The organism is Paraburkholderia aspalathi (assembly GCF_905220735.1).
Lineage (GTDB): Bacteria > Pseudomonadota > Gammaproteobacteria > Burkholderiales > Burkholderiaceae > Paraburkholderia > Paraburkholderia aspalathi.
In genome coordinates, this window is sequence record NZ_CAJNBA010000001.1 from 2,033,996 (window position 1) to 2,046,257 (window position 12,262).

Below are 12,262 nucleotides of genomic sequence, written 5' to 3' on the forward strand. Positions count from 1 at the left end.
TGCCTTGTAGTTTATTGAAGTTGCTAATATCTACGGGCCGGCACGTATTGTGTTATCCGGTTAAAAGCAGGGGCCATGCGGGTGTGTTGGCTCAGCAGCGCGGGGATTTCATCGAGGCGCAACAGCGTAAGTTTGCCGCCATACACAACACCCGTGTCGACGTTGATGACATTGTGGTTCACGATTGGCTCAGCGGAGGGCGTATGCCCTACGATGACGGCCGCCACCCCTTCGACCCAGTTGCACGTGTCACGCTGTCCAGACTTAAGCCGGTTGAACAGTTGCGCTGCGGCGCCGCGAATCGACCCAAAGCCTTTCGATCCTCGCAGCTTCCATCGAGATCGATCCCAAATGACCTTGTGCCGTATTTTCCCGTTAATACCTTCTTTCTCTAGCACTTCAACCGTTCTGGGCCAGGATTGCAGAGGGACGTTAGCATGGACGATCCCGACCAGACCGAAGTCCGTCTCGATTTCGATCGCATACGGAAGCGCTGCCATGTAAGCAACGATCGCGTCTATGGACTTTTCTTCCCCTCTCATATCGAGCAGCCACCGACCACCATTGGCCCGAATGAAGCTGTCATTGGCGCCACACAGACGCCAGCGTACGATCGAATCTTCATGATTGCCGCGTACCGACTGGATGTCATACCGACGCACTATGTCGAGGACAGCAGGCGATTCGAACCCTCTGTCTACCAGGTCGCCGACGGCAAAGACCCTGTCTCGTGACGGGTCGAACCGGCTAGCTTCGAGTTGTTTTCGAAGCTGGGTGAAACATCCGTGCAGGTCGCCAACAACAAAGTCACGACCTGACGTATTTTTCTTAAAACGCCGAACCGGCCGGAAGGTCTGCTCCATTTTTACCGCCGAAAGGATGTCCACGTTGTACGCTAGTGGAGATGACGAAGCGGGTCGCAATGTTCTACGCGAGTTTTCAGCGCGGCAGCCCGCGCCTTTACGCCGCTGTTCTTCCTTCATTCTGGTGACTGGCTACGCATGCAAGGCGCGCTGCGTGCACACCTCGCAGGAGCCTTACCTCGCAGACCCGGCAGAACGTAGCGTCAATCGGACTCTGACGTTACTTTTGCCCGCGCGGCGCGTCAGGTCTGCCGTAGAAGTAGTGTCGAGCGCCAACCGCCTGCCAGTAGTATCCGTTTGTAACAAGATGTCTGAATAAGAAAATGGCGCTATTTGCCTGGCGGATCGGTCGACGTTGCCTCCGCTGGTGCGGGCGGTTCGCACGCAGTCTGATCACCCGCTGCTTTGTACTGCCCGGTTTCCGCATTTACGGTCAGTTACAAGCGCCGTCCAATTCAACGATCAGGGCAACGCTTTGTCCCGCTCAACAGGTTTGCTGACGGACGGCGTACAGGTCTTTACCGATTCGCGCGGGGTGCTGCCCGCGGTGGCACTTCAAGGCGCGCGCCCGAACAGTTCACGTAACTTGCGCTTGGCCTGTTGCGAAGTATCGCGGCGCTCCTTCGGCAGATTTCTGCCCGCACGATTGATGTAGAAGTTGAGCATCTCTTACTGCGGTACAACCCCCTCCGCTTTCTCCAAGGATACGCATCTTCTGAAATAGGCGAACTCAACGAAATGCGGTTTGGATGAAAGACCGCGTGAAACTTTAGCTGCCATCCAGTTGCCAAAGAACATACGGTGACTCTGGCATTTGGGTATGGCAAGCGTGCTGCTGGTGGATGACGACGCGGAAACCCTTGCAGCGTGGGAGGCGAACTGCATCGCAGGCGGATTTGAAGTTAAAAGTGCGAGCGACGGTCAATCGGCGTTGGTCATGTTCGTCGAAACCCCAGTCGATATAGTGGTCGCCGACTGGCGCATGCCGGTAATGTCAGGGAGTGAACTGTGCCATCGATTGCGTACGCTTCCCGGCTTGGCCGACGTTGCTTTCATATTGATTTCCGGAGAGCCTAGCCCGCCTGCCTTCGTTAGTTACGACGGGTTTCTGCGCAAGCCTGTAGATGGAGAGATGTTACTGGCCACAATGCGACGGCTGCTGGCGGACAACGTCCAGCATCGACAAATACTCCGTGGACCAACGTAGCCAAAAGGCTGCCTTTTGGCCTGGAAAAGACGCTTCGCCCAGCATTTCTTTGCTGTGTCCTTTCCCGCCCCTCGGCCACGTCGGTACGCAAGCGAGCCGCCCCTTCTCCAGCAGCCCCTCAGCGCCCGATGTTGATCCGGTTGTCGACGTGCATCACACCGGGGGCAAGCCATGCGACCCGCTCGGCCTCCTCGCGCTCGGCCCATGAGCGGACCTTGCCGCTCAGGACGACCTTATTGCCTTCGGCCTCGACCGTGATGTGCTGTGCGTCGACTTCCGCGTTGCGCTTGAACGCGTCCTCGATCTTGCGCTTGAGGTCCTCGGGCTTGACCTTCGGCTTGATCTCGATCTCGTTCGTCAGGCCGGTTACGCCGCTCACCCGCACCGCCGTCTCGGCCGCGCGGCGGCGCTGGTAGTCCCATTCGACTTCGCCCTTCAGCGTCACGTCTCCGTCCCTGACGACCGCCTTGATGGTGTCCGCCGCGTAAGGCAGCTCAGCCTTCAGTTGGGCAATGATCTCGCGCACGATCTCCGGATCGGGCCGCTTGTTGATCAGAGGCAACCGTACCTCTATATCGTTTGCGACCCCCTTCACGCCGCGCACACGCGTCGCGTCCTCCTCGGCCTTTCGCCTTTGCCGGAAGCTGCGTGCGAAACCGGATAGTGTGACCGCGCCGTCATTGACCGCAACCCCGATATCTGATGGATCGATGTCCGGATCCCACTTCAGTTCGTACTCCACATCTCGTTTGATGTCTTCGTCGGTTCTCATCGCTGCTCCTAGTCGGCTTGTTAATGGAAAAACGCGCGCGCGGGCTACGCCCTGCACCGCACGCATCCGTCCACGGCAGGGCCACGGTAGGGCGCGCGGGGCAGATTTTCTTCCCTACGCCTGCGCAGTTTTTGCGGAATGCTGTCGTACGTTCACATCTGAAAGCCAGCGCAGCTGGGGCGCAGAGATCCGACACGTCTTTGCAGGAATGGGGAAGAAGTGCAACCGGCAAGAGCCTAGTCTTGATGTCATCGTCATCGGGTCAATGGCCACGTCGACGTCCGAAGGCACGCGCCGGGCGGGACATGCAAGGCTGGCCGGCACCACCGCTGCTTCGCGGCGCGGGCGTGGTCGACTGGCTTGCGCGCTGCGCTGAGCATGAATTCAACCGTCTTGCCGCGAAAGGGTTCCGGTTTATTTCCCAGAGAAATGGAGCAATTCGATGAGCGATCTAGTCGTTGTAAGCTTCAAAGGCGAAGAGACGGCCGACCAGGTATTGACCAAACTCCAGCAGATGCAAAAGGAGCACCTGATCGACCTTGAGGATGCCTGCGTCGTGGTCCGTAGCGCGAAGGGCAAGGTGCACCTCAAGCAAGCCGTCGATCTCGTCAAGATCGGCGCGCTCAGCGGCGCGGCTTGGGGCGGTATGTTTGGCGCGCTGGTTGGGCTGATGTTGCTCAATCCGCTCGTCGGGCTGGCAACGGGCATGGCCATCGGTGCTAGCACCGGCGCGTTGTCGGGCGCGCTCTCGGACTATGGAATCGATGACGATTTCATGCGTTCGACGGGTCAGAACATTGAGCCGGGTTCGTCGGCGCTCTTCATCCTCGTGCGTCGCGTGAATTTCGACAAGGTCCTGCCAGAGCTGAAGCCTTTCGGCGGAAAGCTATTAAAGACGTCTCTCACGAACGACCAGGAGGAACGCCTGAAGAAGGCGCTAGAGAGCCTGAACAGCAGCGGCACAACAGCATGAGCACCCCTGCGCTGCATTAGGGTTGTGATCTTGAATGCGCCACGCGATCGCGCTCTGCTTGCGCGGCGGCCGTGGCGTCGGCCGGGTCATCACGCTGCCGCATCAGCCAGTAGACGCTCCCCAGCGCCATCAGCGCAAACGCAAGCGCCGCGATCTGGGCGGGCGCACTGGCCGGATCGAGAATGATGAATTTGCGGGCGATAGCCAGCAGCGCAACCAGAAGCACCGTTTTGACCTGCACGATGTGATCGCGCCGCGCCATCACGCGCGTAATCGAATGCTTGAACTCCATAGCGATCAGCAGCGTCATGACCATGCCGAAGATGGTCTGATATACCGCGTGATCCAGCGGGTTCAGCGCGTCCGAAACCAGCAATGAAATCACCGCGCGAATCAACTGCCAGAGCGACACGAGGATGATGATAGAAATCACGACGCTCAGCACATGCGCGACAAGCTGCTCGAATCGTTCATAAAAGGTGAGCATGTCCCACTGCAGGCGCAACGCATCGAGATCCTTGCGCAGCCAGCTTTTCTTTGTTTCCATGATTTGGCTCCCGGGCGGCCGTCGCTGCGCCGCCAACGCACCGCACGTGCATGGACCTGCTGCTTCAAGTCTAGTACCTCTTCGAGTACATGGCAGGCCCTTGATGCAGTCCGCACAAGTGAGCGATTATCCGAACATTCCCGGATTAGCGACTAGACTTAAAGCGTGGTCGGCGCATGCTCACGCAAGAGGAACGCATGCGCCATTCAGTCACGATCCGGACGTGCGACCGAGGGAGGCAGACCGATGCCGAAGACCGTTCGAAGCGCTGAGCAAATTCGCGACGAACTGCAGAACCGCATGGCGAAAATCGCCGCTGACGTGCCGGGAGCTTTGCGCGTGCGCATACCGCTACCAGAGCGGCACCCGCCCGACGCATCCGGCCGCAACTGGAACATAGTGCCGCTCAATGACCCCGGCGCAGATTGCGTACATCACGTCCAGAAGGTGATCGAAGACATGCGCACCGAGTTCGTGCTTCCAGATTGACGCCTTGATGCGAAACCGGAGCGGATCATGCAAACGCACGTGTTTGAACATCGAGGCTACGAGATCGTGGTACGGCCGGGGCATACGGCCAACCGCCGTTATAGAGGCGTGGCCGCCTGCTTGTGAAGCGCGAGAAATGAAAGAAAGTTATGAAGGTCCTCAATGGCGGATAGCATATTCATGGTCAGGATCTATGGACGCATGCGCAGCGCAAGTGGCTACGCGATACGCGACTTCCTGCATCGCTGCGACATACCGTTCGAATGGATCGAGCTGGGCAGCGATAAAGAAGCGGAGGAACTGGCGCACGTGCAGCACCTTTCCGATTCGCGCTTGCCGGTGTGCGTCTTCCACGACGGAACGCGGCTCGAATGTCCCACCGTCCGGCAAATCACAGAGAAGCTCGGCTGGTTTGCGAGTCCATCCCGTGAGGCCTACGATCTGGCGATCTACGGCGCAGGACCGGCGGGATTGAGCGCGGCGGTGTACGGTGCATCGGAGGGGCTGCACACCGTACTGGTGGAGCGTTTGGCACTGGGCGGCCAGGCAGGCAGCAGTTCGAAAATCGAGAACTATCTGGGCTTTCCACAGGGCGTGAGCGGCGCGGAGCTCGCTGAACGGGCTCGCGCCCAAGCCATCAAGTTCGGCGCCGAAATCCTGCTGGCTCGCGCCGGTGTGCGCGCGGAATTTCTGCCCGGCCAGGGCATCGTGTATCTGGAAGACGGCACACGTATCACGGCGCGCACGTCTATCTGCGCGACCGGCGTGGCATATCGTAAGCTAGGCCTGGCGGATGAAGAGCGCTTTCTCGGCACGGGCCTTTATTACGGCGCCGGCGCAAGCGAGGCCGCGCTGATCCATGGCGAAGACGTATATGTGGTGGGCGGCGGGAATTCGGCGGGACAGGCCGCCATGCATTTTTCGCAGTCCGCCAACCGCGTCTATATGCTCGTGCGTGACGCATCGCTTAAGAACACGTTGTCCCAATACCTGGTGGATCGCATCACGTCGGCGCCGAACATTGAAGTGGGCACGTGCACGGAAGTCACCGCGCTCGCAGGCAGTGACGTGTTGCAGGAGATCACGCTGACCGATGTGCACACCGGCCAGCACCGCACGGTAAGAACGAATTGGCTATTCGTCTGCATTGGCGGCGTGCCGCAGACCGAATGGGCGCAGGAGGTTGGCATTGTCCGCGATGAAGGCGGCTATCTCGTGACCGGTCCCGACCTGCAGGAATATCGGGCGAACCTGAAATGGCCGCTCGAACGCGCGCCGCTACATCTGGAAACCTGTCTGCCTGGCGTATTCGCAGCGGGCGACGTGCGTCACGCATCGATCAAGCGCGTGGCGTCGGCAGTCGGCGAGGGGGCAATGGCTGTGGCATTGGTGCATCGCTATCTGAATAGCGCTTGAGCGCAAGCGCAACCCTGATTCGCGCACGTCTGCGCGCACCTATCCGAGGAGTACGATCATGACCCCTGGTTGCACGCACCTGGGCGAGGCCCGCATTTTCCACACGCCCATAGACTATTGCGAGGACTGCGTGAAGCTTGGCCAGCCGTGGGTACATTTGAGGCTTTGTCTTTCGTGCGGACACGTCGGCTGTTGCGATTCGTCTCCCAACCGGCATGCAAGCAAGCATTTTCACGCGACCGGCCATGCGCTGGTGCGTTCAATCGAGCCCGGCGAAACGTGGATCTGGTGCTATCGCGACGAGATCATCGTAGGTGAACTTGAATCGTGAGGGCGACGCCGCCCGCACGTGCGGGTGCCGTCGCGTTCTTCAGCATGCCAGTGTCACGCATGCGCCGGTGCCGGCTTCGACGCCTCGCTGGGCGCTTCTGTTGTGGGCGCTACTCCTTTCTGCACGCGCACAGAGCGCGTACCGGAGTCGTAGGTCATTGTGACCTTGTCGCCGTCTCGCACGTCGCCTCGCAACAGCGCATCGGCGAGTTGCGATTCCACTTCAAGGCGGATCTTGCGTTTGAGCATCCGCGCGCCGAACTCGGGGTCATAGCCGATCTGCGCCAAGTGAGCGCGCAACCCGTCGTCGAACGACAGATCGATGCCTTGGGCCAGCGCCGTACGCCGTACGCGCGCAAGTTGTAGATCGACGATGGTGCGAATCTGCTCCTTGCCGAGCGCACGAAACACGACCACCTCGTCGACGCGATTGAGAAACTCCGGCCTGAAATGATGCCGCAGGATTTCCATCAACCGGTCGCGCAGCTCAGGATAGTCGAGCTGCTTCGAGTCGGCCTTCATGTTGTCCTGGATCAACTGTGAGCCGATGTTGCTGGTCGCGATGATGATCGTGTTGGTGAAATCGACCAGACGTCCCTTGCCGTCGGTGAGTCGCCCTTCGTCGAACAGCTGCAGCAGGAGGTTGTGCACTTCCGAATTCGCCTTTTCGATCTCGTCGAGCAGCACCACGCAATATGGCCTGCGCCGCACGCGCTCGGTGAGTTGCCCGCCTTCCTCGTAGCCGACATATCCAGGCGGCGCGCCAACCAGCCGTGCCACCGTATGACGCTCGGAATACTCGCTCATGTCAATGCGTATCAGCGCGTTCTCGTCGCCGAACACCGAAGCGGCAAGCGCCTTCGCGAGTTCGGTTTTCCCCACACCCGTAGGTCCAAGAAAGAGGAAACTCGCGGTCGGCTTGCCGGCCTCCGTCAAACCGGCGCGCGAAAGCCGCACCGCTTTGGCGACCGCGGAGACGGCCTCATCCTGGCCGACCACGCGCTCCTTCAGGCGGTCTTCCAGCCTCAACAGTTTTTCGCGGTCCTCCGCAGTCAGTTCAGATACCGGTACGCCCGTGAGCGACGAAACGATCTGCGCAATGTCTTCCGCCGTCACTTCCTGCGAGCTGGTGCCGCGCTCCTTCTTCCACGTTTCAGTGGTTTCATGCAGGCTTTTTTGTTCCGCGACGAGCCGTTCTTCCAGTTTCTTGGCTTTGTCGAATTGCTTTGCAGCGCTGGCCGCATCCTGTTCCTGCTTGATGCGGCGGATGCTCGCCTCGATATCGTGCAAGGGCTGCGGACGCGAATTCGATGAAATGCGCACACGGGCGGCGGCCTGATCGAGCAAATCAATTGCCTTGTCGGGCAAAAAGCGCGCGGCGATGTAGCGGTCCGAGAGCTTTGCCGCAGCAGCGATCGCCTCTTCGGTGATTTTCACCTTGTGATGCGCTTCGAGCCGGTCACGCAGGCCACGCAGAATCTCGATCGTTTCCTCGACGCCAGGCTCAGGCACCATTACGGGCTGAAAGCGCCGCTCCAATGCCGAGTCCTTTTCAATGTACTTCTGGTATTCGTTCAACGTGGTCGCACCCACGAGGTGCAGCTCGCCGCGAGCGAGCGCGGGCTTGAAGACATTGCCGATATCGAGGCCGCCTTCGCCGCCGCCCTGGCCGGCGCCGACAATCGTATGCAGTTCGTCGATAAACACAACCAGACGGTCCTGGTTCTCGGTGATCTCATCCAGCACCTGCTTGACGCGTTCCTCGAATTCGCCACGATACTTCGCACCAGCCACGACGCTATTGATATTCAGTTCGACCACGCGCTTGCCGCGCAGCACTTCCGGCACCTGGTCCTGAACAATACGTTGCGCGAGGCCTTCGACGATAGCGGTCTTACCCACACCGGGTTCGCCAATTAGCACCGGATTGTTCTTGCGCCGCCGTGCGAGCACTTCAATGGTGGTTTCGATTTCCTTGTCACGGCCGATCACCGGATCGAGCTTGCCTTGACGCGCAAGCGCGCTGAGATCGCGCGCGTACTTGTCGAGCGTCGGCGTGGTGGAGCGGTCTTCCATCTTGCCGTCTTCGGCACCCTTGCCGACCACCTTGACTGCTTTTTGCCGCAGCGATTGCGGCGACAGCCCGAGCTTGCGCAGCAATTCACCTGCAAAGCCGTCTTCTTCCTCGACGAGCCCAATCAGAATGTGTTCCGGTCCGACATAGCTGTGACCCAGTTCCAGCGACGACTTCAACGCATTTTCCAGCGTACTCTTGGCGCGTGGCGATACGCCGATCTGCTCGTTGTCGCCCGGCTCCTTGCGGGTGCCGCGTGGCGCGGTCTGGTCGATGGTTCTCCTGATCTCTTCGGGATCAAGCTTGAATTCGCGCAGGATTTCCTGCACCACATTGTTATCGGCGAGCGCCAGCAACAGGTGTTCTGTATCGACTTCGTTCTTGCCATATTCGACCGCTGCTTGCGCCGCAGCTTGCAGGCGGTCCAGACCGCTCTGGCTCAGGTACGTCTGCAGGTCCACCGCTTCACGCGCCCGACGATGTCGGCGTGTGCGGCCACCTGGGTGTCCGCCCGCTGAATCGCCCATTTGCCCGCTACCGGCGCCTGTACCCTGATCCGCGCCGGCGGACTGTCCAGGCGCGCGTCCGATGCGTGACCGGCTACCGCGGCCGCTTTCCATCTGTGGCCATACGTCGTCGAACAGACTGTCGAACAGTCCGCCGTGAAAGAGGGACTCGAGCGGCGACAGGCGGCGCTGATTGCGCGCCATGAACTCCATGTAGTGCTCATCGCACAGCATCAGCTGACGGCGTTGGCCGTTTTCGGTGATCGTGATCTGCGAGGTTGCGGGCTTTCCACAAACACTGCACTCGGCCATGATGAACTCCTTTTCGTCCGCTAGGGCATCGCTCCCCGGGCGGGTAATGGGTGGGTGGAAATATCTGTTCCGCTGCTCATTCCGATGTCGCCTGGTTTGCGCGCTGGGCTCACGCTGCACAGGATGTCCCTCTCGACACCCGCCCGCAAACTGACCAGTTCCGTTGAAGACGAGTACAGGTGCCGCTTCGGATGGTGCGCGGCCAGTTCACCAATCTGTTGCGCGACGCTGGCGTGGGCCGAATCACTGAGACTCCGGAAGCGGACGAGTTGTCTCACGATAGGCCCGACCGTTCTTCGCTGGTCGATTCGAAGCGCTTGTCGCCGCTGATGATCAGCATGTCTTCAATCACTTCGAGTTCGACGTCGTCAGAACCAGTCAGGTGTGGGGTCGGCCGCGGGCTTGACCTTCTGACCGGCCAGTGCTCCTGAACGGTGCGTCTATGGATGCAATGGCGCGTGCGGCTCGCCGGTCAGGCCGTCACGGAGCCAGGCGCGAGCAGTGATGCCGAGTACGAACAGCAGCGCACCCGTGAACAACGCATACACGCCGATCAGCCAGACGAGCGCTAGTGCGCCGGCGCCCGGAAAGAGCAGCACGAAGATGCCAAACAGCACGGACAGCACTCCGGTTAGCACCAGCATCCACGCATTGCGCAGGCGCCTTAGCAGCCGCGTCGCTGCGATCAGATCGAATACGCCGGTGATAATCGCGTTTGCGCCGATGACGGCGACCAGTACGAGCGTGGTAATGCCCGGCACTAACGCGGCGATCACACCGGCGCCGATGCTGCAGATGCCGAACAGCAATGGCACCCACCAGCCGCCGTGCGTCGCGCGGTAGCGGATGGCCGCGAGAATCGCAACGATGCCGCCGGCGATTGCGTAGGCGCTAAAGAGGGTGATAAGCAGTAGCAGAGTGAGACCGGGCAAGAATAGCGCCAGAATGCCGAACAGCAGCGCTACCGTGCCACGCAGAATGAGCATCCACCAAGCGCGTCCAAGCAGTTCATCCATATGGGACTCCAGGCTGTACCGTCAGGTGACGAAGTTCAGTCTAGGCTCCGCGCATCTGCGATTCTTTCGCGTTTCTGCCATGCGTTTCGCAATTCTGCGTTCATTCATGACGCGTGCTGAATGACATCCAGATTGGCATCCCAGACGCACCAAAATAACCTGATCTATCACCGCATTTTTACAGCAGCTCGCCGTGAGGCGTCCTAACATGAACTTACGCCGCGCACGGTCCGGCAATAGCGTGAGCATTGCTGGCCCCGTGTCGCACCATCGACACCACAATGAAAGGAATCTCATGAAAACGAATCTGCTTGCATGGCTGCTTGTGTCGTCGCTCGGACTCCCACTGGCCGCGCAAGCCCAGGTGGCCGGCGCCCAGCCGCTTGGTATCAGCGTGGAAGAGTCGGCCGCGATCGTCGCAGGCTGGAGCGTGAGAAAGTCGGTCATGGACAAGCCGGTCTTCAACGAAAAGGGTGAGCGTGTCGGCGTCATTCATGACATTATCGTGGCACCCGACCGGTCGGTATCGTTTGCAATCGTCGCCGCAAACCAGTTTCTGGGGGTGTCGCATCACGATGTGGCCATTCCGATCGAGCAGCTCGATTTCGTCGGTGGCAAACTGGTGCTCGCTGGTGCGACGAAAGATGCGATCAAGGCGCTGCCCGAGTTTCAATACGCAAAGGTACGCGCGACACCTAAACCGAGGTCCGACTACAGCGAGCATCACTGACATATGTCTCGCACCGATCCCGATCGATGCATTTGAAGCGCGGCACACTCGATCCATGGGCAGCGCGCCGGTCAGTGCGCCGCCGCGTGACTATTCGTCGTGCCGGATGATCGCCGCCTGCTCTTCAGGGGACTTTCTTAACCAGCGCCGATGCAAACCACGTTCAATGCTGCCGCCCACCGAGAGCAGCAGCAGGAGCAGGACGGTGGCAATGCCCGCAATCTGCCATGCGCCGATGCCGCACACAATGCCGAGCGCGGCCGTGACCCAGATCGAGGCCGCCGTCGTCAAGCCGCTGATCCTTCCGGTGGCGCGGTCTTGAAGGATCACCCCGGCGCCGAGAAAGCCGATGCCCGTAATGACGCCTTGAATCGCACGGCCGGCGTCGCTGCCATCGGTGGAACGGTTTAGTTCGAAGGACATGCCGGCCATCGTGACGAGACAGGAGCCGAGTGCAACGAGGCCTAACGTCTTGACGCCGGTTGGCTTGCCATGCAGGTTTCGATCCAGCCCGACAATACAACCCACCAGCACTGCCGCGACCATGCGCAAGATCGCCTCAAGCAATTGCACGTATGAAATCATCGGCACCCCCGCTAAGGTTTCCTGGTAACGTCGCGCTCGGCGAGCACCTGGCTGCTCACTACAGTCTAGCGTCGAGGCGAGCAAACTGCTTGAGCGTCATACGCGGCTCAGGCGACCCGTCCGCCTGAAAACCGCAGTTATCCTCTCGCGATCGCAGCGATCGGTCGCCGTTGCAGCGGCGCAGATACGGTGATGCGCGCGCAGATGTAGCGCAGCAACTTGCGTCAGCGCCGGAGCTTCGGGAACCTGACCGCGTTCGAACGCCATGCAATACCCGGCGTAAGCGACAGCTTGCAGAATGCCTTCAGGAGTGGTGGATTACTTTGAATCCCAGCTAACAGCGTGTCGAGCGTCGTTCCGAGGTGCTCAGCAATATAGGTCGGCAGCATCTCCATCGACGAAGTCGGGTTGCTTCGGCCCATATTACGAATCTGCCTTAAGC

General features: G+C 60.0%; 13 protein-coding genes and 1 pseudogene. 6 read left to right on the forward strand and 8 right to left on the reverse strand.

What is annotated here, in order from left to right:
* Positions 1–23 precede the first annotated feature (23 nt).
* Together KHO30_RS09010 and KHO30_RS09015 are read right to left on the reverse strand one after the other, a co-directional pair.
* Complete coding sequence (locus tag KHO30_RS09010; protein WP_211700611.1) at positions 24–887, reverse strand: metallophosphoesterase; 864 nt, start codon at positions 885–887, stop codon at positions 24–26.
* 531 nt (positions 888–1,418) lie between these two features.
* A pseudogene (locus tag KHO30_RS09015) lies at positions 1,419–1,529 on the reverse strand (DUF3175 domain-containing protein); the annotation flags it as partial.
* A gap of 154 nt (positions 1,530–1,683) precedes the next feature.
* Between KHO30_RS09015 and KHO30_RS09020 the strand changes: the two are divergent.
* Positions 1,684–2,070 (forward strand): response regulator, encoded by a 387-nt coding sequence (locus KHO30_RS09020; protein ID WP_093636129.1) that lies wholly within the window; start codon positions 1,684–1,686, stop codon positions 2,068–2,070.
* A 118-nt stretch (positions 2,071–2,188) separates the two neighbouring features.
* Here the strand turns inward: KHO30_RS09020 and KHO30_RS09025 are convergent, their stop codons facing one another.
* Positions 2,189–2,842: a BON domain-containing protein gene (locus tag KHO30_RS09025; RefSeq protein ID WP_093636119.1), complete on the reverse strand. Its 654-nt coding sequence runs from the start codon at positions 2,840–2,842 to the stop codon at positions 2,189–2,191.
* 442 nt (positions 2,843–3,284) lie between these two features.
* Here KHO30_RS09025 and KHO30_RS09030 point away from each other — a divergent pair, with 442 nt between their 5' ends.
* On the forward strand, positions 3,285–3,815 hold the full coding sequence (locus KHO30_RS09030; protein ID WP_093636117.1) for a DUF1269 domain-containing protein: 531 nt from the start codon (positions 3,285–3,287) through the stop codon (positions 3,813–3,815).
* 16 nt (positions 3,816–3,831) lie between these two features.
* Here the strand turns inward: KHO30_RS09030 and KHO30_RS09035 are convergent, their stop codons facing one another.
* A complete protein-coding gene (locus KHO30_RS09035) occupies positions 3,832–4,362 on the reverse strand; it encodes a phosphate-starvation-inducible PsiE family protein (protein WP_093636115.1) in 531 nt (176 codons plus the stop codon).
* Between the two features lie 246 nt (positions 4,363–4,608).
* On the opposite strand from KHO30_RS09035, the gene KHO30_RS09040 reads away from it, so the two are divergent.
* The 3 genes from KHO30_RS09040 to KHO30_RS09050 all read left to right on the forward strand — a co-directional run bounded on the left by KHO30_RS09040 (position 4,609) and on the right by KHO30_RS09050 (position 6,598).
* Positions 4,609–4,851, forward strand: a complete 243-nt coding sequence (locus tag KHO30_RS09040; protein WP_200651962.1) for a hypothetical protein — start codon at positions 4,609–4,611, stop codon at positions 4,849–4,851.
* A 180-nt stretch (positions 4,852–5,031) separates the two neighbouring features.
* Positions 5,032–6,267, forward strand: coding sequence for an NAD(P)/FAD-dependent oxidoreductase (locus KHO30_RS09045; RefSeq protein WP_093636183.1), 1,236 nt, complete (start codon positions 5,032–5,034; stop codon positions 6,265–6,267).
* Positions 6,268–6,325: 58 nt separating this feature from the next.
* Positions 6,326–6,598: a UBP-type zinc finger domain-containing protein gene (locus KHO30_RS09050; protein WP_211700612.1), complete on the forward strand. Its 273-nt coding sequence runs from the start codon at positions 6,326–6,328 to the stop codon at positions 6,596–6,598.
* 53 nt (positions 6,599–6,651) lie between these two features.
* Here KHO30_RS09050 and KHO30_RS09055 read toward each other — a convergent pair whose 3' ends face one another.
* Both KHO30_RS09055 and KHO30_RS09060 read right to left on the reverse strand, forming a co-directional pair.
* Positions 6,652–9,489, reverse strand: coding sequence for an ATP-dependent Clp protease ATP-binding subunit (locus tag KHO30_RS09055; protein ID WP_211700613.1), 2,838 nt, complete (start codon positions 9,487–9,489; stop codon positions 6,652–6,654).
* A 440-nt stretch (positions 9,490–9,929) separates the two neighbouring features.
* The gene (locus KHO30_RS09060) at positions 9,930–10,505 is read right to left on the reverse strand and encodes an HdeD family acid-resistance protein (RefSeq protein ID WP_200651963.1); all 576 of its coding nucleotides are present in this window, start codon (positions 10,503–10,505) and stop codon (positions 9,930–9,932) included.
* 295 nt (positions 10,506–10,800) lie between these two features.
* Here KHO30_RS09060 and KHO30_RS09065 point away from each other — a divergent pair, with 295 nt between their 5' ends.
* A complete protein-coding gene (locus KHO30_RS09065) occupies positions 10,801–11,235 on the forward strand; it encodes a PRC-barrel domain-containing protein (RefSeq protein ID WP_093636103.1) in 435 nt (144 codons plus the stop codon).
* Positions 11,236–11,325: 90 nt separating this feature from the next.
* On the opposite strand, the gene KHO30_RS09070 is transcribed toward KHO30_RS09065, so the two are convergent.
* Both KHO30_RS09070 and KHO30_RS09075 read right to left on the reverse strand, forming a co-directional pair.
* Positions 11,326–11,820, reverse strand: coding sequence for an MgtC/SapB family protein (locus KHO30_RS09070; protein ID WP_093636101.1), 495 nt, complete (start codon positions 11,818–11,820; stop codon positions 11,326–11,328).
* 224 nt (positions 11,821–12,044) lie between these two features.
* A complete protein-coding gene (locus KHO30_RS09075) occupies positions 12,045–12,242 on the reverse strand; it encodes a hypothetical protein (RefSeq protein WP_093636099.1) in 198 nt (65 codons plus the stop codon).
* Between the last annotated feature and the right edge of the window lie 20 nt (positions 12,243–12,262).

Coding starts and splice junctions, on each gene's coding strand:
- KHO30_RS09020 (WP_093636129.1), top strand. CDS start 1,684: ATGGCAAGCGTGCTGCTGGTGGATGACGACGCGGAAACCCTTGCAGCG.
- KHO30_RS09025 (WP_093636119.1), bottom strand. CDS start 2,842: ATGAGAACCGACGAAGACATCAAACGAGATGTGGAGTACGAACTGAAG.
- KHO30_RS09030 (WP_093636117.1), top strand. CDS start 3,285: ATGAGCGATCTAGTCGTTGTAAGCTTCAAAGGCGAAGAGACGGCCGAC.
- KHO30_RS09035 (WP_093636115.1), bottom strand. CDS start 4,362: ATGGAAACAAAGAAAAGCTGGCTGCGCAAGGATCTCGATGCGTTGCGC.
- KHO30_RS09040 (WP_200651962.1), top strand. CDS start 4,609: ATGCCGAAGACCGTTCGAAGCGCTGAGCAAATTCGCGACGAACTGCAG.
- KHO30_RS09045 (WP_093636183.1), top strand. CDS start 5,032: ATGGTCAGGATCTATGGACGCATGCGCAGCGCAAGTGGCTACGCGATA.
- KHO30_RS09050 (WP_211700612.1), top strand. CDS start 6,326: ATGACCCCTGGTTGCACGCACCTGGGCGAGGCCCGCATTTTCCACACG.
- KHO30_RS09055 (WP_211700613.1), bottom strand. CDS start 9,489: ATGGCCGAGTGCAGTGTTTGTGGAAAGCCCGCAACCTCGCAGATCACG.
- KHO30_RS09060 (WP_200651963.1), bottom strand. CDS start 10,505: ATGGATGAACTGCTTGGACGCGCTTGGTGGATGCTCATTCTGCGTGGC.
- KHO30_RS09065 (WP_093636103.1), top strand. CDS start 10,801: ATGAAAACGAATCTGCTTGCATGGCTGCTTGTGTCGTCGCTCGGACTC.
- KHO30_RS09070 (WP_093636101.1), bottom strand. CDS start 11,820: ATGATTTCATACGTGCAATTGCTTGAGGCGATCTTGCGCATGGTCGCG.
- KHO30_RS09075 (WP_093636099.1), bottom strand. CDS start 12,242: ATGGGCCGAAGCAACCCGACTTCGTCGATGGAGATGCTGCCGACCTAT.